At 48.3% G+C, this 19374-nt stretch carries 17 protein-coding genes and 2 pseudogenes; 2 read left to right on the top strand and 17 right to left on the bottom strand.

Going from position 1 to position 19374, the window contains the following annotated elements; translation table 11 throughout:
* Positions 1–57 precede the first annotated feature (57 nt).
* From JWH17_RS05825 to JWH17_RS05750, 16 genes are all read right to left on the bottom strand, one after another.
* The gene (locus tag JWH17_RS05825) at positions 58–1137 is read right to left on the bottom strand and encodes an ATP-binding protein (protein ID WP_205221645.1); all 1080 of its coding nucleotides are present in this window, start codon (positions 1135–1137) and stop codon (positions 58–60) included.
* 700 nt (positions 1138–1837) lie between these two features.
* Entirely contained in the window at positions 1838–4366 is a 2529-nt protein-coding gene (gene glgP / locus JWH17_RS05820; RefSeq protein WP_205221644.1) for an alpha-glucan family phosphorylase, read from the bottom strand.
* Positions 4367–4600: 234 nt separating this feature from the next.
* Positions 4601–4906 (bottom strand): hypothetical protein, encoded by a 306-nt coding sequence (locus JWH17_RS05815; protein ID WP_205221643.1) that lies wholly within the window; start codon positions 4904–4906, stop codon positions 4601–4603.
* On the bottom strand, positions 4903–5079 hold the full coding sequence (locus JWH17_RS05810; protein ID WP_205221642.1) for a hypothetical protein: 177 nt from the start codon (positions 5077–5079) through the stop codon (positions 4903–4905). The genes JWH17_RS05815 and JWH17_RS05810 overlap by 4 nt, the downstream gene beginning before the upstream one ends.
* 83 nt (positions 5080–5162) lie before the next feature.
* Positions 5163–5594: a hypothetical protein gene (locus JWH17_RS05805; protein WP_205221641.1), complete on the bottom strand. Its 432-nt coding sequence runs from the start codon at positions 5592–5594 to the stop codon at positions 5163–5165.
* Between the two features lie 101 nt (positions 5595–5695).
* Positions 5696–6589: a F0F1 ATP synthase subunit gamma gene (locus tag JWH17_RS05800; RefSeq protein WP_205221640.1), complete on the bottom strand. Its 894-nt coding sequence runs from the start codon at positions 6587–6589 to the stop codon at positions 5696–5698.
* Between the two features lie 161 nt (positions 6590–6750).
* Complete coding sequence (locus tag JWH17_RS05795) at positions 6751–8070, bottom strand: DUF2254 domain-containing protein (protein WP_232370929.1); 1320 nt, start codon at positions 8068–8070, stop codon at positions 6751–6753.
* A 50-nt stretch (positions 8071–8120) separates the two neighbouring features.
* The gene (locus JWH17_RS05790; RefSeq protein WP_205221639.1) at positions 8121–9680 is read right to left on the bottom strand and encodes an alternate F1F0 ATPase, F1 subunit alpha; all 1560 of its coding nucleotides are present in this window, start codon (positions 9678–9680) and stop codon (positions 8121–8123) included.
* The gene (locus JWH17_RS05785) at positions 9677–10486 is read right to left on the bottom strand and encodes a F0F1 ATP synthase subunit delta (protein WP_205221638.1); all 810 of its coding nucleotides are present in this window, start codon (positions 10484–10486) and stop codon (positions 9677–9679) included. The genes JWH17_RS05790 and JWH17_RS05785 overlap by 4 nt, the downstream gene beginning before the upstream one ends.
* 4 nt (positions 10487–10490) lie before the next feature.
* On the bottom strand, positions 10491–10772 hold the full coding sequence (locus tag JWH17_RS05780) for a F0F1 ATP synthase subunit C (RefSeq protein WP_205221637.1): 282 nt from the start codon (positions 10770–10772) through the stop codon (positions 10491–10493).
* A gap of 8 nt (positions 10773–10780) precedes the next feature.
* Positions 10781–11503, bottom strand: coding sequence for a F0F1 ATP synthase subunit A (locus JWH17_RS05775; protein ID WP_205221636.1), 723 nt, complete (start codon positions 11501–11503; stop codon positions 10781–10783).
* The gene (locus tag JWH17_RS05770) at positions 11487–11810 is read right to left on the bottom strand and encodes an N-ATPase subunit AtpR (protein ID WP_232370928.1); all 324 of its coding nucleotides are present in this window, start codon (positions 11808–11810) and stop codon (positions 11487–11489) included. The genes JWH17_RS05775 and JWH17_RS05770 overlap by 17 nt, the downstream gene beginning before the upstream one ends.
* On the bottom strand, positions 11800–12138 hold the full coding sequence (locus tag JWH17_RS05765; RefSeq protein ID WP_205221635.1) for an AtpZ/AtpI family protein: 339 nt from the start codon (positions 12136–12138) through the stop codon (positions 11800–11802). The genes JWH17_RS05770 and JWH17_RS05765 overlap by 11 nt, the downstream gene beginning before the upstream one ends.
* Positions 12128–12535, bottom strand: a complete 408-nt coding sequence (locus JWH17_RS05760) for a F0F1 ATP synthase subunit epsilon (protein WP_205221634.1) — start codon at positions 12533–12535, stop codon at positions 12128–12130. Before JWH17_RS05760 ends, JWH17_RS05765 begins: the two co-directional genes overlap by 11 nt.
* On the bottom strand, positions 12510–13949 hold the full coding sequence (gene atpD / locus JWH17_RS05755; protein WP_205221633.1) for a F0F1 ATP synthase subunit beta: 1440 nt from the start codon (positions 13947–13949) through the stop codon (positions 12510–12512). The genes JWH17_RS05760 and atpD overlap by 26 nt, the downstream gene beginning before the upstream one ends.
* Positions 13950–14292: 343 nt before the next feature.
* Positions 14293–14643 (bottom strand): PilZ domain-containing protein, encoded by a 351-nt coding sequence (locus tag JWH17_RS05750; protein WP_205221632.1) that lies wholly within the window; start codon positions 14641–14643, stop codon positions 14293–14295.
* Positions 14644–14913: 270 nt separating this feature from the next.
* Between JWH17_RS05750 and JWH17_RS05745 the strand changes: the two are divergent.
* Together JWH17_RS05745 and JWH17_RS23670 are read left to right on the top strand one after the other, a co-directional pair.
* Positions 14914–16218 (top strand): annotated as a pseudogene (locus tag JWH17_RS05745) (ISKra4 family transposase); the annotation flags it as partial.
* 288 nt (positions 16219–16506) lie between these two features.
* Positions 16507–17754, top strand: a pseudogene (locus tag JWH17_RS23670) (ISL3 family transposase).
* Positions 17755–18192: 438 nt separating this feature from the next.
* On the opposite strand, the gene JWH17_RS05730 reads toward JWH17_RS23670, so the two are convergent.
* Positions 18193–19335: a tyrosine-type recombinase/integrase gene (locus tag JWH17_RS05730; RefSeq protein ID WP_205221629.1), complete on the bottom strand. Its 1143-nt coding sequence runs from the start codon at positions 19333–19335 to the stop codon at positions 18193–18195.
* Between the last annotated feature and the right edge of the window lie 39 nt (positions 19336–19374).

Genomic DNA, 19374 nt, shown 5'->3' with positions numbered 1-19374 from the left:
GGTTTACCACCACAATAACGGGCTCTCCAAACGAGCGCCTTACAACGTTATAGAGAATCAATAGCGAGTATATTTCACACAATCCATTTCAAACTCCTCGATAATTTCCTGGGTAAGTGTCGGCGAGACTTTTGGGATCATCTCAAGAAAAGTCTCTGTTGTGACAAGGATATTACCTTTTCTTTCGAACTCCATTTCAAAAGTTATTTGCCTGACTTTTTGGAAAAGATATTCAACGTCCGCTGGAGTGAAAAGTGAGATCATGGATACAATTTTATCCACATCAACTTCTCCTTTATTTGTGTTCGACAGGTAATGCTCGAAGATAGTTTTGCGCCCCTCGGTGTCTAGGCCTCCTGCTGGAATGATGCAGTCAAATCGTCCTGGTCTCAGCAGGGCGGCATCCAGTTGTCCAATATAATTGGTTGCACAAACCAACAGATTTCTTTTGTTCTGTTTTTTCAAAATGGGTATCTGTTTAAGGAGTTCGTTGGTGATTGACTTATCGATACGGGAAGCGTCGTCGCGGTTACCAGCAATCTCCTCAAATTCATCAATAAAGAGGATAACGTTGTCCATCTCGCCGATTTTTTCCATAACCTTTTTTAAGTTTGCACCAATGCGGTCTTGGCCTTCGGCCATTAAATCGCTGGGACTGACCTCAACGAACCACCACTGTAGCACTCCTGCAATTGCACGGACAAAATGGGTTTTGCCGGTTCCTGGGGGGCCGAAAAAAATGAGTGCTCGAGGCGGCACAACTCCATGTTTGAGAGCAAGTTCGGGCTCTGTGAATGGAAGTATTATTCTTTTGTTAACGATTTTTTTCGGTGGTTGAGTTTCGGAGATAGTTTCCCAAATATCCCGGTCAATCCTCATAGCACCTCGTTTTTTGAGAAACTGAATTTTTTCCGATTCCTGTGACGTATGATCTCTGAACTCAATATTTTCCATAAAATCAAGGCACGAAACATGAGTACCCACATCCCGGCCAAGTTTTTCAGACAGGACCCATTTATGCTGTAAGATTTTTTGCCACAGATTTTGCCCCCCTTGAGGGGCCACTTCTCGACCGCTGTATTCCAGTATCCTGGATGCGCATTCTTCCGGCATCGGTACATCTGATAATATTTCCATATTATTGTTACCTTTTATGATTAATTGCTTAATAATTTAGTGAAGGGTGAAGATTCTGCCTTCCACTGCTTTAGTGAGACTCACACCAAATATTTCTTTATGACTTTACAACTACTATTAATGCCATTGAGTCTCCGCTTCTCGTTGATCTAAAAGCGACCTCTTTTTTCATAGGAAAGATATTGATCATTTCAAAACTGTTGAATGGAAGAAAAAATCTACGCAGCTTTCCCATTTTAGATTAGGAGCTGTTCGAAGTTTTCTTGTGGAAAATTAAAAAAGTGAGGACTTCTTTTTGGATACAATCGTAAGATATACAATTGTATTGGCTATAGACGTTCTTAACGTATTGACTTTCGATGCAACGCCAGACCGTTTAGAGACTTTTACGAGACCATTTCCTTTTGGGCCATTGAAAAAAAGTCCACGATATGACGCACCCGAATACTTCATTTTTTAAATGAACAGCAGAGGCTTCAATGGGCGTGTAGGCGGACTGTGCAAGATAAGATGGAAGTATACATTTAAGTACTTGCCTTCCATAGCATATTGAGATGTGAACAATATACTCTATTCTTTGTTCTATTACGACGTAATACTTGTTGTGCTGATCCTCCAAGGTACTCTTAAAGTATATCTGAGTTGTATTTTTTGCAGAGTATTTCGTCTTTTTTGACTTCTCTTGCCTTTGCTGCCCATTTCACTCCCACCAGAGAATAAAATTAGCCTCCAGTGGCACGGAGGCCTCCAGATGATATGGAATTACCCGTGGTGTATAATCCCTTGACGGACGCCCTTTAGGTACAGTTGCATGGTATAGGTAGCCGTTGTCAGATCCAGCAAGCATCTCGCCTCGATCCATGGTCACGCGTACTGGATTTGAATTGTGTGACAACGCCTCAGCGTATAATTCAACCTGGACCGCTGCTGGCTCTAATTTGCCCAAGTGGACTTCAGCCTGAAACAGGTTCCGAACCAAAGATTCCTGCACCGAGAATTGACCAAAACGTATCTTGTGCCAATGATTGGCTAGTGACACCTCCCACTGTTTCATGGTGGCCGAAAGGCTCGCATTTCCTGCCTCTCGCCGCTGATATGCAGCGGCTGCAGGTATGTAGTAATCTTCAGTATATTCCCGGGCCATCCGATTACAGGAAAACATGGGCGTCAACCGGGCTAGACTCTGCCGCATCCTAGCCATCCATGCCGTTGGTATTCCTTTCTCATCACGGGTGTAGAAAGCTGGCACAACCTCTTCCTCTAAAAGCATATACAGCTCCTCAGCTTCCACTGCATCCCAGGCTGCATCATGATCGTGCTCCTGCCCGTCGCCAAGAGACCAACCCACTTCCGGATCATAGGCCTCAGCCCACCATCCGTCCAACTCGGACAGATTCAGCCCCCCGTTGACAAGCACCTTCATGCCGCTGGTGCCGCTTGCTTCCCAGGGACGCCGCGGTGTGTTCAACCAAAGGTCCACGCCTTGGACCAATTCGGCAGCGAGCCCCATATCGTAGTCTTCGAGAAACACCGCGCGTTCACGAACCTCCGGTCTGCGCAGGTAATCATTCCACTCTCGCACCATACGCTTTCCTTCTTCGTCCTGAGGGTGGGCTTTGCCGGCGATAATTAGCTGCACGGGACGTTGAGCGTCGATAAGCAAGCGAGTCAGACGGTCTGGATCGGCAAGGAGCAATGTTGGTCGTTTATAACCCGCGAAGCGTCTTGCGAAGCCGATAGTCAGGACATTCGGATCAAGAACTTGGAGACATTGCATAAGACCTTCTTTTGTCACGCCACAGGCCGCATGCTGGCGCACCAGACGTCTCCGTACTGCCTTAACAAGTGGCTGCCGAGCCTGGTTCCGCATGGACCACAATTTATCATCATCTACCCTTCGCCAGACCTGTTCAATGGTTTCCAGAGTGCTGAGCCAACTCCCTTTGCCACAATGTTCCGTCCATAATGCATCGGCCGCCGCTGAATCCCATGATGGCATGTGCACGCCGTTGGTTATATGACTGATGGGTATTTCATGCTTGGGCCAACGGGAAAAGAGGGGGAGAAAAATACGACCGCAGACCTCTCCATGCAAGCGGCTGACTCCATTGACCCTACCACAACCGCGTAAGGCGAGATAAGCCATGTTAAAAAAGTTACTGTCATCGCTACCATGATCATGACCCAGGGAAAGCAGTTCGTCCATGGATATACCGAGATGATGATGCGCATAATCAGAAAAGTATTGCGTCATAATTTTCCGTGGAAACCGATCGAAACCTGCGGCAACCGGGGTATGCGTCGTAAAGATATTACCGGCCCTGGTGCCAAGAAGAGAGATGGAAAATGTCCGATCGGTTTGCTCCATGAAGCGACGGGCGCGTTCAAGTATGACAAAGGCAGCGTGCCCTTCGTTAAGATGACATACTAAAGGAGAAATATTCAAGGCCTCCAGCAACCGCCAGCCGCCGATGCCAAGCACGATCTCCTGTTGCAGACGCATTTCAATTCCACCGCCGTAAAGCTCACCGGTAATGCCTCGGTCGCCCGGAGCATTGAGAAGATCGTTGCTGTCCAGTAAATACAGTGAAACTCTCCCAACCTGCGCCTGCCAACCACGCAGCCACAATGTACGGCCCGGCAGTTCCACACTAACACGTAACCATTCTCCATCAGAACCCTGCAATGGCAACACTGGTAACATGGTGGGATTGTTATATGGAAAAAAAGCCAACTGGTCACCATTGGTGTCCAGTGCCTGATGAAAATATCCTTGCTGATAGAGTAGCCCGATACCGACAAGAGGAATTCCCAAATCACTTGCAGTCTTCAAAAAATCACCGGCGAGCACCCCCAGACCACCTGAATAGATAGGCAGAGCATCACTTAATCCGAACTCCATGCTGAAATATGCCACTGTTCCCAGTTCAGCTTCATCGTGGCTTTTGTAAAACCATGATGATTGACGAAGGTAAGCCTGACGGTTGGCGAGCTGGCGATGCAACTCATTTAAAAAAGTAGAGTCAGCGGCCAGCGCTTCCAAGCGCTTTCTTGATATGCTTTCCAGAATGAGCCACGGATCTTCGGTAGCTTCCCATCTTTCAGGATCAACGCTTTTCCATAAAGCATCAGCACAATGATTCCAATTCCAACGCAGATCAAGAGCCAGGTCAGTTAACCCTTTCATTGCTGGGGGCAAAGATCGAGGCAGATAACGCTCAGGGTTCATGTTTAACATCTCCTCGCTGTTTACTCGCAACCTCAGAGAGGCTTATCTTCATTTTCAGTAAGGTGCATTATTTTAAAAACGACAACTCACCCATTACAAAACAAAAAAACTGCAAATTTCAATGCAGAAGATGTCGTGAAAAATCTATAGAAACCGCAGCAAATTAATTAATGACAAAGAGCCATTTTTTTGAGCACCTAGATTAAGGGGAAATCACACCATTCTGGAAAGACATTATTCTATGTGTGCTTTAGCAGTTTGGAGGGCAAGATTTTTATTTTTTGTAAAAAATCTCCACTTCATTGCTGATGAATGAATACCGGCTTTCTTGTCTTGACCTCTGGCATAATACCAGTGTCCAAAACGTTCGACCGTCGAAAAGGGATGATTTTCTGTACAGAAAATCCCACATGGATTAATTATTTTAAAAAAAATAGTTTCATCCGGGTCTTGATCAAACGCCATATTTCTCGGCAATACGATTTGTGATACATCTGCACCCTCTGCTTCTTTTTCATCCAGCCAGTCTGATATATTCATTGGTTTTCGATGCTCTCGCAAAAAGTTATCTTGACTGTGGAGATGGTCTCTGCAAAAAAGTTGACATACGAGGCCATCACTTTGAACAGCATGCCATGAAGCTCACTTGCTGCAGGGAAATGCAGTGCTTGCAGCAAGCTGTAACCACGAAGGGGCAACAGGTTATAAGCCAACGTCCCCTGCTGTCAATATGCGTCGCCTGGTTCTGTTGTCGATTAGTGTCGATGCAAATTGCTCTTACTCAGCCGAGCTGATACTATAGCGATGAAAAAAATGATTTCACTTGGGCAACTATCTGGTTTTCAGTTAAGCTGTCGCAGGTTTCGACTGCTGCAATTCTTTCGTGTCGGTCTTTTATTTTCTCAATTTCTTTTACCAATTCAAGTTTCGCCTCCCCTGGGCCAAAAATGTAGATATTGTCGCTTTTGTCAGTCTTCTCGATTACCTCCTGGTAGAATTTATGAAATTGTTGCTTGCGGCGCTCGTCCGCTGTTTTTTCTTTTGATATAGACTGGGCCACACTCGTCCCAGAGGCCTTCCACCCACCTGATGGACGAAAGTGACTTTCGGCATTTGATTCGATCCGCTCAATAGATGTCTTGGCGTCTTGTAATGAGACTAAAATGGCCTCTCTGCGATCGATCCAGATCCCCATCTTTTGTGTCATGGTGCGGTCTGATTTTGTCATATTGCCCCCTGTGTTTTGTTATTGATTTTTTCCTTTCAGCTACTTTTGTTCCCCTCGTTCGACTCCTCGACATTTCAGCTTCTTTGACTTTTGGTTGTGCATTAGGTTTCCTTTCCATTCAACGCTTCGAAACCGGAAATAACGTCAAACATCTCCTCGTCAATACCACTCTGGCGCAAGTGATGGAATGTTCTCTTGAGGTCCTCCATTAATTCGTTAATGTTGTTGTCGGCACGTTGCATCGCTGCCAGACGGCTTGCGTTCTCACTTGCCAGCGACTCGGCACACGCCCGGAAGAGCGAGACGAAAAGATATTCCCTAATGAGCATCTGCAAGGTCATTATACTGCCCCCTATGACCTCCGGCAGGTTTTCAGAGGGCCAAGTACGTTCTGCAAGGTTGTCTTGCCACTCTTCGTCCAAAGGGAGCAGCCGTTGGCTGACTGGTGTATAGGCGGAACCGCTGGCAGGCCGATTATAGAAGAGATATAACTCAGCTCCATCATTCTGACTGTGGCGCGTCCCTATCTCCATAAGAATTTTTCCGACGAACGGCGTGATGGCTTTGACGGTGTTCGGTATGGCGAATTGTCCCATCAGGTGCATTTCCTCATCTGCCAAATGAGCATGGACACGCTCACCAACCATCCATATCTCGGGTTTGATCGGCAAGGCTGAGAGTGTCTGCACCGCATAACTGGCCACCTCATCATTAAACCGGCCTACCAGTCCTTGGTCTGAACCAAAAACGACAGCACTGGTCCTCTGTGCATCTTGAGGCAGGGTGTCCTTGGCAAATATAGGATGAGAGGTTGTATACCGGAAGCATGCCTCCAATCCGAGCTCCACAACACTATGGTAGTCGCTCAACGCACGCACTGATTTTTCATATTGTCCTATACTTGAAGCAGCCACGGCCTTCATGGTGCGGACAACAGATTGCAGATCTTCAGCTCCGCTTAATTGTCGACGCAGGCTCGCTATAGTGTCACTCATAACGCCTCAGGTGGCTTTGTTGCTATGTTTGGAAAGACACGCGGTTCTATTTTCCTATCGAGATTATCTGTGGATTGGTCATCTCCAACACTGTTGTTTATAACCAAACCGCCTGATGAGATCAGGAAAAGATGGCAGCATATATTTACCCCCTTTCAATGTCAGCACGACATTAGCGACTTCTGCACCTGTATCAGTCGGCTCTGAAACCGTTCCCGGTCGTAGGGGAACGTAATGGTACGTTCGGCCAGATCTGCAATACACTGCACTTTATTATGGACTTCCCGACACCGGCAGGCATTGGTTGTTTGATGTGCAATGGTTTGCAGTGCACCGAGCATACGCAACAAGATCGCAATGTTGCTTGCACCGTGCTGTCGTATCTGGTCGAAGGCTTCTGACAGTAGGCTCTCAAAGCTCGGGCCTCGGGCAATGACTCGCAGTTCGCCGTTATCGAGATAATGGGGGGGCGACATTCGGCGCGCAGCAATTCGAACCATTATCGCCGCCAGGTAATCTATACACATAATCGCGGTGGTTGTGTCATTGATGCCAGGCGACAGTGCTTTCATGGCGATGTCCACTATCTGCCGAATCCCAAAGGAGGCATCTTGGTCTACAGTGCGCTGGCGGCTGATAGCATAGATCGAGTTCAACTTGGCTATCAGCTCTTCTTTCGGATTAATCAGATTCATGACTGAGACCAGTGGTGCCCCCTCGACGACAAACTCTCCGACTCCGCGCTCCATCCGTAAAATGATTCGCTGTTCCCTTGCAATATCGAGGAGTATGTTCATGTCGGCACTCTCAATGTAGCCGCTCTTCCTGGCCGGAACGGCATACCAGGGTCGATGGGCCAGAGATGTCGAAAAATCACCGTCTTTGTTTTCTTCCTCATCGTCGTCCAGTCGTTCTGGAAACAGGTGATCCACGGCTGCAATTGTTTCCTCTGCGGCCCCGGCAATAATACTCGATGCCTGGATGGATATCGAGATGTGGTGAATGAAGAAGATCAGAACGGCGATACCAACGAAGGCGAAAAGCAAACCAACCAGCACTGCCAGCGCAGGAACGAACATCTCTTCATCCCCACCACGGATGGTCCTGAGTACAACCAGGCAGTAGGCAAAAATGCCGACAAAGATGCCGAGAACACCCTGGTTGACGCGGTCGCGCATAAAATTACGAATGACTCGTGATGTGTATTGACTGGATGCCAGGGAAAGGGCCACGAGAGTAATGGAGAACACTAATCCGGCTACCGTGATCATCGAGCTGGCAACAGTGGTGAGCAAGCCACGGGCACCAGCCGCACCGGAACCAAAGACCAGTGGCCACCCTTCGACAACCCCAAGGTCTATGGTCGTATCAATAACTATCAGGATTGTGGCGAGCACTACGGCGTCCAGGACTATCACGCTGGGAACGAACCAGAAGCTCGACCGTTGTTCCTGCCACCAATATCGGAATTTTATCAGCATTCGTAGTCACTCCTCTGTCATGGTTTGGCCTGTTTTGTCATGTCTGATACCTAATCATCCCGCTTGGAGGCAGATCCAGCAGCACGCTGAAAACGTACGCATGATTCACGGGCGATGAAAAGAATTGATTCGCGATCCTCGTTACTCATTTTTCCAGCGCTATCCAGACGTGCACGTACCTCAGCCGGGATGTTGGCTGCGGCTTCCTGCACAGCGTGTTCAGCATCCTTAATCTTGTCAAATGGCACGCTGTCAAAAAGTCCGGCGGTCAACGCCAGCAGCACCGCAATTTGGGTCGGCATCGATAAAGGTTCCGATTCCGGTTGCTTGAGGCAGAAACGAATCCGCTTTCCATGCTCGATTATGCTACGGGTAGCCTCATCGAGGCGAGCGCCAAACCGAGAGAAGGTCTCAAGCTCTTCAAATTGCGCATATGCGAGCTTGAGGTCTCCTGCTACCGCCCGATAGGCTGCTCGCTGCGCTTTGCCCCCAACCCGTGAAACAGATTTGCCGACGTCAACCGCGGGCAGCACGCCAAGTTCGAACAAGGCGGGCGAGAGGTAGATCTGCCCATCGGTGATGGAAATCAGATTGGTTGGAATGTAGGCTGAAATGTTTTGCGCTTCTGTCTCGATAATGGGCAAAGCGGTGAGAGAGCCGCCCCCGAGTTCCTGGCGTAGATGTGTTGCACGCTCCAACAGCCGCGAGTGGATATAAAAGATATCTCCCGGAAACGCTTCGCGTCCGGGAGGACGACGCAGCAATAGCGACAGCTCACGATAGGCTCGGGCGTGATGGGTGAGATCGTCGTACACGATCAGCACATCCCGTCCTGCCTCCATGAAAAACTCGGCAATACTGGTTGCAGCGTAAGGAGCGATATACGAGAGACCAGGTGGATCATTTCCCTCAGTAACGACAAGAACGGTGTACTCCATGGCGCCTTTCTGCTGCAGGGTCGCCAGAGCTTTGGCAATGGCTGATCCCCGCTGGCCGATGGAGCAATAGACACAGAGGACATCCTTGTCACGCTGATTTATAATTGTGTCGATGGCAATGGTAGTCTTACCTGTCTGACGATCCCCAAGAATCAACTCCCGCTGACCCCGGCCAACAGGGATGAGTGCATCGATAACTTTGAGACCGGTCTGGAGCGGCTCCGTTACTGGCGCGCGATCCATGATGGCGGCAGCGGGACGTTCGATGGGCAGACGCCGGCTCACGGCCACTGGGCCGTTACCATCGAGGGGACGCCCGAGCGGATCGATAACCCGCCCCAGCAATCCTTTACCGACACCGACGTCCATTACTCTACCTGTACGCTGCACTTCATCGCCGGCATGCAGGTGCGAGTAATCACCAAAGAGAACAACGCCGATTTCGTTTGCGTCCACGTTGAAAGCGACACCGAGAACACCCCCTGGAAACATCACCAGTTCATCGGAGCCGACCCCGGGGAGGCCCGATACCTTGGCGATGCCGGTAGCGACACTGATGATCGTCCCTGTCTCCAGCAGCTGCAGTTGCGGAGCAAAGATTTCCCGCGCCTGGCGTATCTCGGCAAAGGTGCTGTCGAAAAGGTTCTCAAGAATTTCGGCTGCCATCTTCATGGGTTTGTTCTTTCCTGAGTAGATGGTTCAAGCTTAGCTTCAGTTTGCTTCTCCTCTTGGAGCAGTTCGTCGATAGCCCTTTCCAGGGACAGCAGGTAATCGGCAATGGACCACGCAATCTTTTGGCCATCGGTGGCGAGCTCAATGCCGCTGATCAGATTGGGTGCAGTCTCAAAGCGGATGCGGATTTCAGTCGAAAACGTCTCGTTGAGAGCATTTTGCAATACCGCCTGTTGCGCTGGAGGCAACTCAAAGGCTGTGCGTACTATCGCCGGATCTGATGTTTTCGTCAAAGATGCAACAAGATCTGTTTTCACTTTGTCATCCATCTCTTCTAAACGACGAGTGAACACCTCCACCAACCGTTCTTCCAGATTGGTTGTGGCAAGGTCTGCAAGGGTTTTGCGCGTGATAGCAAAAACCTCTTCACGGGTTCGGCGGCTGATGGCCTCATGCAAGAGAGAGGCTTCGTTTCGTATTGCTTCTTGTCGTTTCACCCGCAATTCCTCAGCGGCTTGCCGCGCCTCGTCGAAGAGTCGTCGGCGTTCAGCATGTGCCTCTTCTGTTGCCTGAATGAAAAGCGTAGCCCGTTGCCGATCAAATTCTTCACTCTTTGCCAGAAATTCGTCACGTTCCTTTTGGGCTTCGGCCGTTTTCGCATCGGCGTCTGCAAGTGCAAGTGCTATTCGCTTTTCACGGGCATCAATGGCATCGATGATGGGCTTGTACAGAAAGCGTTTGAGCAACCACACCAGAATGGCGAAATTGACTACCTGTGCTCCCACGGTGAACCAGTCGATTAACATATGCCTATTTCCCTGCTGCCTGGGCTATGACATGGTTCCAGAAGGGGTTGGCGAAGATGAGGATCATCGAGACCACGAAACAGTAAATAGCTGTGGATTCTATCATCGCCAGGCCGACGAATAAGGTCCGGGTGATCGTCGAGGAGGCATCTGGCTGCTGGGCGAGAGAACTAAGCGCTGTGGCGACCGCTCTGCCTTCAGCCAGAGCAGGCCCCATGGTGCCAAAACTAGTCGTGATACCGGCGATGACGATCGATGCCACCGCGATAATAGTCATGTCATACATAGCAGCTCCTAGGGTAAGATGTGTACATGTTGGTGGTTTCTGTCGTTATCGACTTTTTGCCTGGTTTTTCTGACTTGTGCCGCCGCTGCGATATACACTGCAGCCAGGATGCTGAAGATATATGCCTGTACCATGCCGGTAAGCAGCCCGAGCAAAGTCATTAGAATAGGAAAGATAAAGGGCGTAATCGTGAGCAGGATGGCGATTATCATGGTGCCGCTCATCATGTTGCCGAACAGGCGGATAGCCAGGGCGAGGGTGCGTGAAATCTCACTGATGATGTTGAAGGGCAGCATGATGAGTGTCGGCTTCATGTAGGAGTGCAGATATTCAGGCAGCCCCTGTTCCGCAATGCCGTAAAAGGGTACCGCAACAAAGACGCACAGTGAGAGTGCCGCTGTGGTTGACAGCGAGCCAGTGGGCGGTTCATAGCCCGGAAAGATGGTACAGAGGCTGGCTGCAGCGATGAACAGGAAGAGGGTGCCGAGAAAGCCAAGATATGGCCGTGGTTGACTGAGGCCCACCTCGGAAATTTGTTTTTCGATGGTGGTGACGATGATCTCCAGCAGGTTCTGCCAGCGGGAGCGTGTCAGGTCCGTGGAGAGATGCCGGGTGATCAGTTTTGCGCCGACAGCGAGTAGGAACATCAGCATCCAGGTGAAGACAATAGTTGCGTTGAGCTTAAAAAAGCCATATTGCCAGAAAATAATCTCGTCAGGAGTCAGTCGCATGTCCGGCCTCCTTTGCTGGCAGGCACTGTTGGTTGGGTTGCCGGTCGGTGTATCGGCGCACGATGGCCCGCGCTATGATGAATCCGAAGAGGCAGAGCAGTAACCGCTGCCAATCATCGCCAGCGACAAGATACAGACCCGCCAGGACAATGGCTGTTCGTAGCACAAAACTTCCCATGAACCACAGGGTTGGCCGCCGGGATGACAGTCCCCTGTTCACGGTCCACCACAGGCCCCCAAAAAACAGTAGTCCGAGAATAAAACCGGCCACTATAACGAGTAATACCGTCAAAGTTTCACTCATCATTATCCTCCTGGTCCGCCTGTATTTCTCTGTCTTCCTTGGCCACCCAGTGCCAGGCATTGAAACAGCCGAGCCCTAAGCCAATAATCAGCAGCATCAGGGTCCAGGAATGACTGCTTGCGTGACGCCCGTCCAGCCAGATGCCAAGCGCCGCACCGAGCAGGGTCGGAACCACCACCGACCAGCCGACAAGCCCCATCATTCCCAGGCCAAACCATACGTTGCGGGTGGTCTTTCGCTGCGCCTTGAGCTTGTTCTTGGCCTTCCTGCCAACCTCCTGGATGAACGGCGGATTCGACTTTGACGGCCGTTTTTCGAGTTTATCTGCCATGCTGAAACTCTGTAAAGCGGTGGATGAAACCACTCTCCATTTTTGCCAGCACCGAGCGAACGTTCTGTTCACGTTCATTCAGGTCTAGAAACTCCAGCTCCACCGCTTCCTGCAATTGTCTGAGGTCTGTTCCGTCGATGGCATTGCGTACAGAAACAAATACATTCGGGCCGGTTTTCACCAGAATCCCTTCATCGACGGCCACATAAATTTCGCCCTCTTCATCGTTTTCGTAAATCAATATCCCAGGCACGAGAGGCGCGACGCAATCAAGTCTCCTCGGTAGAATTCCGTACGATCCGGCCCTGGTTTCAGCTACGATACGTGTGATGCCTGTTTTGTCGGCGAAGATCTGAAACGGCAGGAGAATTTTAAGCGTCATGAGTGACGGCTGCATTTTCGACCTCCTTTTCTGGTTTCGGTGTGGCTTTTTTCCTGGCCTCGTCAATGGTTCCGATCATGTAGAACGCACTTTCCGGGTAGTCTTTCAGCTCATCACTCAGAATTTGCTCACAACCATCCAAAGCATCTTCCAAGGTAACAAGTTTTCCTGTAAGGCCTGTGAACTGCTCGGTTGTAAAAAATGGCTGGGTGAGAAAACGCTCTAATCGACGGGCACGGGCAACGACATTGCGATCTTCCGGCGACAGTTGCTCAAGGCCGAGCATGGCGATTATGTCCTTTAGTTCAGCATATTGGGCAAGTGTCCGCCTGATTTCCCGCGCCAGATGATAATGTCGTTCGCCGATGATGCTGGGTGTAGCCATTTTGGAACTGGATTGCAGTGGATCAATAGCGGGGTACAGCCCTTCGCCTGCGCGCTTGCGTGACAGTACGATGGATGATGAAAGATGCGAAAAGGTGTGAACCGCTGCCGGGTCGGTCAGGTCGTCTGCCGGTACATAGACCGCCTGGATGGAGGTAATTGCTCCTGCGTTGGTATTGGCGATGCGCTCTTCAAGATGGGACAACTCCGTGCCCATGGTCGGCTGGTATCCCAGACGCGACGGCATTTGGCCCATCAAACCTGACACCTCCATACCAGCCTGAATAAAACGAAAAATGTTATCAATCAGCAGAAGCACGTCACGGTGCTCATCGTCCCGAAAATATTCAGCCATGGTCAGGGCGGCGTGGCCCACGCGGAACCGGCTGCCCGGCGGCTCGTTCATCTGACCGAAGATCATCACCATGTTCGGTAAAACGCCAGCATCCCGCATGTCGCGGTACAGCTCCTCACCTTCACGGCACCTCTCGCCGATGCCGCAAAAAATGCTTACACCCTCCTGGTGTCCGATCATGTTGTGGATCATCTCGGTCAGCAACACCGTTTTACCGACACCGGCTCCACCGAAAAGTCCGGCTTTGCCGCCACGCTCCAGCGGCACAAGGACATCAATGACCTTTATGCCTGTTTCAAAAATCTCGGATTTGGAAGAGCGCTGTGACAGCGTCGGTGGGTTGCGATGGACTGTGCGCCACATGACGTCGGTCGGCGCGGGTTGCTGGTCAATAGTGTTTCCGAAGACATCGAACATTCGCGAGAGAATGGTCTTACCGACTGGAGCTTTCAGTGGCCCGCCCGTGTCCTTGATCACATCTCCGCGGGCGAGGCCTTGTGTGGGGGTCAACGCAATTCCACGGACACGATGGGTGTCGAGTTGAGCGAGCACTTCTATTACAATTGCCCCTTCTTTTGCGTGCAGCAATGTGTAGATGGGAGGCAGATGTACCTGGAAACTGATATCTACTACGCTGCCACGAACCAGCAGTACCTTCCCAGTGTTAGCAACTAGCGTGCTCTTTTCCATGGTGGTTCTCGCAAGTTATCCGGCAGTTATCTTCAAAAACAGACCACTTTCAGCAGCAGACAATATTGAGTTTGTCAGGCCACCGGCAGTGATTGCCAAGAGTCTGAAGAGAAAGCCGCCGATAATCCCTACTAGAATGTTACCTTGAAGACGGAGCTTGCATAGGTCATTACCCTGCCTGCAAGCAAACCGGCAACGGCACCTATTAAACTATAAGAATCCCCAGGCATGTAAGAACCTGTTGATGTCTCAACTCTTTAACTATAAGGCTAAACTATGAGAACGCACTGTTTTTTATATTATTTCTTCTCGTTGAATAATTACGTTTTGGGTAGAAAAAAACTTACTGACAATATTTATTAATAAACACCCTTAAAGCTCTTTTTTCAAAATTAGAAAGGAACAAAAATTTCAAGCCATACCTCGTAGGGTCGCAGCAGAAGACAATCTGTGATACAAGAGAACGGAAAATCACATCATGATTTCCAAAAACTAAATCAATGTGAACACTTTTGCACATCTCATCTCCCTTTACGCCATCTGCAAAAAATGCTAAACCTCCCTCGCTAAGATCCCTTACGGTAAAGACACCCTTTATTGTATCTCCCTTAAAGTCAACGAGTATATCTTCACCTTCATTTATTAGGTACCGGTCATGAGTTCGTCGATCCATAGGCTGTAGATAATTTTCCATGAAAGTCCTTGTACAATCAGATGTTGAACTAGTTTTGCTCTGGACGAATACTGCTATTGCATAAAAATATTATATAGCATTGAGTATTGAAGAAACAATGAAAAAGGGCGGTAGTTGATCACATGGGGTGCATCCGACGTTTATGGAATGCGTAAGCCGATCACACTGAGGGACGATTTAGTTAGTAATTTTAGACACTTAAGTTGAATTTTTAGTTCAAAAATTAACGCTTTTATGGTGTAATGTTCTGCAAAATCAGGAGGTTATGCCATGGCGACAGCGCAAAAAGCACAGACTTGGAAAGAGAGCTATAAAGACATGTACGATACAAGTCTTGATCGAAAAATTGATCATATTATCCAGTGTGTTGATGCGCCTAATAATACCCTTTTTGAGATAATCGAAAACATTAGAAGAAAGTACCCTGCAATAGACCCGGAACTGGTTCAGATTATTATTCAAGGCGAACTTGGCAGGCACATCACCTCGCTAGCGTGTACCGGTTGTGGTTCCAGGGTGCATAAAAAATATGACAATAGAAGAGAGTGCGTTACCACAATTGGAACAATAACAATTAACTGCCCGTATTATGTCTGCCCAAAGTGCAAGGCTGTTCATACCCCATATGAGGATACTCTTAACCTCAGGGATGGTAAGTACCAATATGATATGCAGAAAATAGCAGCCCTTTTCGGCGCCAAGGAAACTTTTGAGGAAGCTGCGGAGATGATGAACGAAATATATCGTTTTGATATTTCTGCGGATACAGTGCATAAACTTACCAATCAGGTCGCCTCGGAAATCAGCCTTGCCGAGATTACTCCAACTGCCGAGGAAGTTGCTCAGATTATAGAGTGTATCTCTGAAGACAATTACCGTCGACCTGTACTCGTCTTTTCTGCTGACGGTGCCATGGTTCCAATCAGGACTGAAAAAAAAAGGCAGCCTCACTGCTGGCGCGAGGCGAAAGGTATTCGTGGTTATTTGTTGGACAAAGATAAAGTTGTCCATCTTTTAAGCTGGCATCAAATCAGTAACGTCAATGAATTCAGCGAGTTTCTGGCTGACCTGAGGAGGAAGGATATCATTCCACTGGACAAAGTCCGCCTGTGTTTTGTTGGTGATGGAGCGAAGTGGATATGGGACTGTGTCAAAGGGTATTTCCCTGAATGTCGGCAAGTTCTCGATTATTATCACTGCTCGGAACATTTACATGATTTTGCCAAAATTCACTTTCCTGAAACAGAAAAGGCCCGTTCGTGGATAGAACAGACCAAGGTGCGCTTATTTCATAATAATGCTTCTCATGTGATTGCCGGACTGAACAGGATGAAGTGTAAAACTGCAGAGGTAATGGCAGAGCGGGACAACTTGGTCAACTATCTCAAGAATAACAAGGATAGGATTGAGTATGGCCGCTTACGGCGTGGTGGCTATCCGCTTGGCAGTGGCGCAATAGAAAGTGCCAACAAGTTTATCAGCAATATTCGTCTCAAGAGGTCAGGCGCTTGGTGGAAAGTTGATTATGCCAACAACATCTTGAAACTACGCTGCGCAAAGTATAACTCAAAATTTGGGTCTATCCGGATTTCCCAACGCTGAGGCGGGGTGTCTGGATCGGATAAAGATGCCCGCATTTCATTGGGCTGGATCAATTATTTACTCTTAGTAATTCTCTCCTTTTTTAACTCCCCTTACTTTAAGGGGGGAGTTGAAAAAGGAGAGAATTACGGTGGTCCGTTTATCGTTAGAACTGGGTTGTGCTCGCAGATAAAAATGAAATGTCCGCCGAAGGATTGACAGATATACTCATAGGCCCCATTCAAGTAGGTCACCACACTCACTTGAAACTACAAAGGACCTATGAGCATACTGAAGTTTATTACAAAATTACTGAATATTAAAGGGTATCGTGTCGTCAGTTTCTCCTTCCTCGACTGGTACAGAGAGCTATGGTTGGAGGTCAAACCACACAAAAACGGTGCAAGGTGCCCCATATGCGATCGACGCGGCAAGATTGTACACAAATTGGAACAACCGCGTATCTGGCGTGATATCCCCGTCTGTGGAAAGAAGGTGTTTCTTGTCTACCGGCCAAGAGAAATCAAATGCAAAAAACATGGGCGTATCCAGGAGAACATTCCATGGGCGGCGCGACATGCCAGGGTTACCTATCGGTTTGAATATTCGCTCCTGATCTACTGCTCCACCATGACGCAAAAGGCAGCTGCCGGGTTACTGAAGATTTCAACATCTACGCTCTCGGACATGCTGCATCGTACTATTACAAGGGTGCGGCAGGGGCACAAGATTAGAGGGTTGACGCATATCGGGATCGACGAGATATCCTACTGCAAGGGCAGGAAGTTTGCGACTATCGTTTATGACCTGAAACGCTCCAAGGTGCTCTGGGTAGGACAAGGCAAAGGCAGGGAAACCATTGATCGTTTTTTTGTCAATGAACTCAGCAAGTATCAGCGTAAACAGATAATCGCTGCGTGCTGCGACATGAGCCGGACATATATTGGAGCCATTGAACACTGGTGACCCAAAGCTACTCTGGTCCTGGATCGCTTCCACATTGTAAAGGCATTAAATGCTGCGGTTGATGAAGTACGCAAGGAGCAGTGGAGGAAGGCCGACAAGGATGGAAGGGCAACCCTGAAAGGGCTTCGCTGGCTACTTTACAGCCATTCTTCAAAACGAGATGCTGATGGTGTGCAGCGGCTCAAGTCACTGTACATGAATGGCAACCGGCGTATCCACAGGGCTTGGGTGCTCAGTGATGAGTTTGAGCAGTTCTGGGATTTCAAAGATCGAAAGGAAGCTGCTGACTTCCTTGACAACTGGTGTCAAACGGCTAATCGAAGTCGATTGGAACCGATTAAAGATTTCGTGAAGACCATAAAAAAGCATAAGCATAGGCTCCTTCCTTTTGTGGAAACCAGGCTCACCAATGCCATTGCTGAAGGCCTCAACAGGATCATTAAAATCGTGAAAAATAGGGCCAGTGGATTTCGCACCTTAGACGCCTTTTTCGACATGATTTTTCTCACAGTCGGGGATGTCGATATTCCTGCACAGATACCGGCCAAGTTTCGAACCGTATAAAAGTGCAGTCAATGCCACTGCCTGTAACGGCTACAGGCGTTTATACCGGTTGGGGAATCCGGATATAGCCCAAAATTTGATTCGTTCTTTGATCAGTATGAGAAAAGTGCGCAGGAAAAAAGGGTCTCACGAGAGAAGAGGATACGGCGTGTTAAATGATTCCATAAACGTCGGATGCACCCGATCACATGAGTAAAAAATACCTCCAGTAAAAAATTCATCCGTTGTCGCAGTTGGGAATTCAGAACTTCGATACGGTAAGGTTAATAGACGGTAAATTGCGGCGGTTAACCTTTTTCCTGTTTATGCTCTGTCGAAATCCTAACAATAATCACGTGACTTGAAAGCTGATATTTCCATGAGAGGTTAAGGAGGTGCACGATATCGCTGTGGTAGAGGTTAGTATAGGCAATATTAACCTAAGGCACCTAAAGGACGTTACTCCACAATGCTCTCATCATTATTGCTGCCGTTGAGAATCTTTCCAGCTATATTCGCACTTTTTCTAAGAGCCTCATCTAACAGATGAGCATACCGCTGGGTCATTTGAGGGGATTGATGATTGAGAAGTTTTTGAAGAGTATAAAGGTCCACTTCGCCAGAACTCGCCATATACGAGGCGTAAGTATGTCTCAGACCATGGAATCTGAAATTTTTAGGTAACTTGGCTTTATCTTTAATATTGTTCCAGATTTTGTTGAAAGATACCCTCCGATTACCCCATTTGTTTGGAAAAACCCACTCGCAGTCTGGGGTTGGCAATAATTTCTCTGCCTCTTCGATGATTTTCAAAGCATCATCGCCAAGAGGGAGAACCGTTGGTTTTCCTTTTGGGTCTTCGAGTTTTAAAAATCCACCATTTCGGTCGATGTCTGCAAACCGTAGTCCCAAAATTTCGCCTTGCCGGAGTCCCGTCAATAGAGCAAAATGAATGATTAAAGCAGCACGCCTATTTCCCCATATTTGTACGGTTTTGAGTAAGCGATCCACCTCTTCTTTACTCAAACACTCAGTAACCTGATTGTTGACTTTTGGGGGCTTTACTTTTTTGCATGGATTGGCTCCTTCATAGATGTCCATCTGAATAGCCCAATTGAACAACCGCCTCATAATGTTGAAGACGTGCTTGATGCTTTGGGCAGAGTAGGGCTTTCCTCTGTTGTTGGTTTGGCCCATCATCTCATTCAAGACCTTCTGGATATCCTTTGCAAAAATTGTGTCCAGTTTCTTACCGCCAAGATATTCTTTGATGTGCCTGTTGTACCTCTGTTCATCTTCTTTCCAACTCTTCTTGTGTGCTTTGGCGTATGGTAAATATTTTTCAAAAACATCCTGCATGTGAGGAGCTCTTTGGATGTGAAGTAACTTTTTCTCCACAATCTCAACCTTCAACTTAGACTCAACGGTCCTTGCAAGGGAGAGTGAACCATCAATCGTTCGAGTGATTCTTCTACCGTTCTGCTTCTTGACATTTACCTTGTAACGTTTAGATTTTGCTAAAGAAAGATTGCAAGTAGGGCATACCTTGTTCTTAAGTGAATAAAAAGAATTACACTTGCTGCAGCCAACCAGGATAGCCATATTTCGACCTCATTTTCAGGTAACCATTAGGTAACTTTT

Source organism: Desulfogranum marinum (assembly GCF_016918565.1).
Taxonomy (GTDB): Bacteria; Desulfobacterota; Desulfobulbia; order Desulfobulbales; family Desulfobulbaceae; genus Desulfogranum; species Desulfogranum marinum.
This window is presented reverse-complemented; position numbering and strand designations above follow the sequence as displayed.

What these genes read in the sequence shown, in the direction of transcription:
- JWH17_RS05825 (WP_205221645.1), bottom strand. Translation starts at nt 1,137, where the DNA reads ATGGAAATATTATCAGATGTACCGATGCCGGAAGAATGCGCATCCAGG.
- glgP (WP_205221644.1), bottom strand. Translation starts at nt 4,366, where the DNA reads ATGAACCCTGAGCGTTATCTGCCTCGATCTTTGCCCCCAGCAATGAAA.
- JWH17_RS05815 (WP_205221643.1), bottom strand. Translation starts at nt 4,906, where the DNA reads ATGAATATATCAGACTGGCTGGATGAAAAAGAAGCAGAGGGTGCAGAT.
- JWH17_RS05805 (WP_205221641.1), bottom strand. Translation starts at nt 5,594, where the DNA reads ATGACAAAATCAGACCGCACCATGACACAAAAGATGGGGATCTGGATC.
- JWH17_RS05800 (WP_205221640.1), bottom strand. Translation starts at nt 6,589, where the DNA reads ATGAGTGACACTATAGCGAGCCTGCGTCGACAATTAAGCGGAGCTGAA.
- JWH17_RS05795 (WP_232370929.1), bottom strand. Translation starts at nt 8,070, where the DNA reads ATGCTGATAAAATTCCGATATTGGTGGCAGGAACAACGGTCGAGCTTC.
- JWH17_RS05790 (WP_205221639.1), bottom strand. Translation starts at nt 9,680, where the DNA reads ATGAAGATGGCAGCCGAAATTCTTGAGAACCTTTTCGACAGCACCTTT.
- JWH17_RS05785 (WP_205221638.1), bottom strand. Translation starts at nt 10,486, where the DNA reads ATGTTAATCGACTGGTTCACCGTGGGAGCACAGGTAGTCAATTTCGCC.
- JWH17_RS05780 (WP_205221637.1), bottom strand. Translation starts at nt 10,772, where the DNA reads ATGTATGACATGACTATTATCGCGGTGGCATCGATCGTCATCGCCGGT.
- JWH17_RS05775 (WP_205221636.1), bottom strand. Translation starts at nt 11,503, where the DNA reads ATGCGACTGACTCCTGACGAGATTATTTTCTGGCAATATGGCTTTTTT.
- JWH17_RS05770 (WP_232370928.1), bottom strand. Translation starts at nt 11,810, where the DNA reads ATGATGAGTGAAACTTTGACGGTATTACTCGTTATAGTGGCCGGTTTT.
- JWH17_RS05765 (WP_205221635.1), bottom strand. Translation starts at nt 12,138, where the DNA reads ATGGCAGATAAACTCGAAAAACGGCCGTCAAAGTCGAATCCGCCGTTC.
- JWH17_RS05760 (WP_205221634.1), bottom strand. Translation starts at nt 12,535, where the DNA reads ATGCAGCCGTCACTCATGACGCTTAAAATTCTCCTGCCGTTTCAGATC.
- atpD (WP_205221633.1), bottom strand. Translation starts at nt 13,949, where the DNA reads ATGGAAAAGAGCACGCTAGTTGCTAACACTGGGAAGGTACTGCTGGTT.
- JWH17_RS05750 (WP_205221632.1), bottom strand. Translation starts at nt 14,643, where the DNA reads ATGGAAAATTATCTACAGCCTATGGATCGACGAACTCATGACCGGTAC.
- JWH17_RS05730 (WP_205221629.1), bottom strand. Translation starts at nt 19,335, where the DNA reads ATGGCTATCCTGGTTGGCTGCAGCAAGTGTAATTCTTTTTATTCACTT.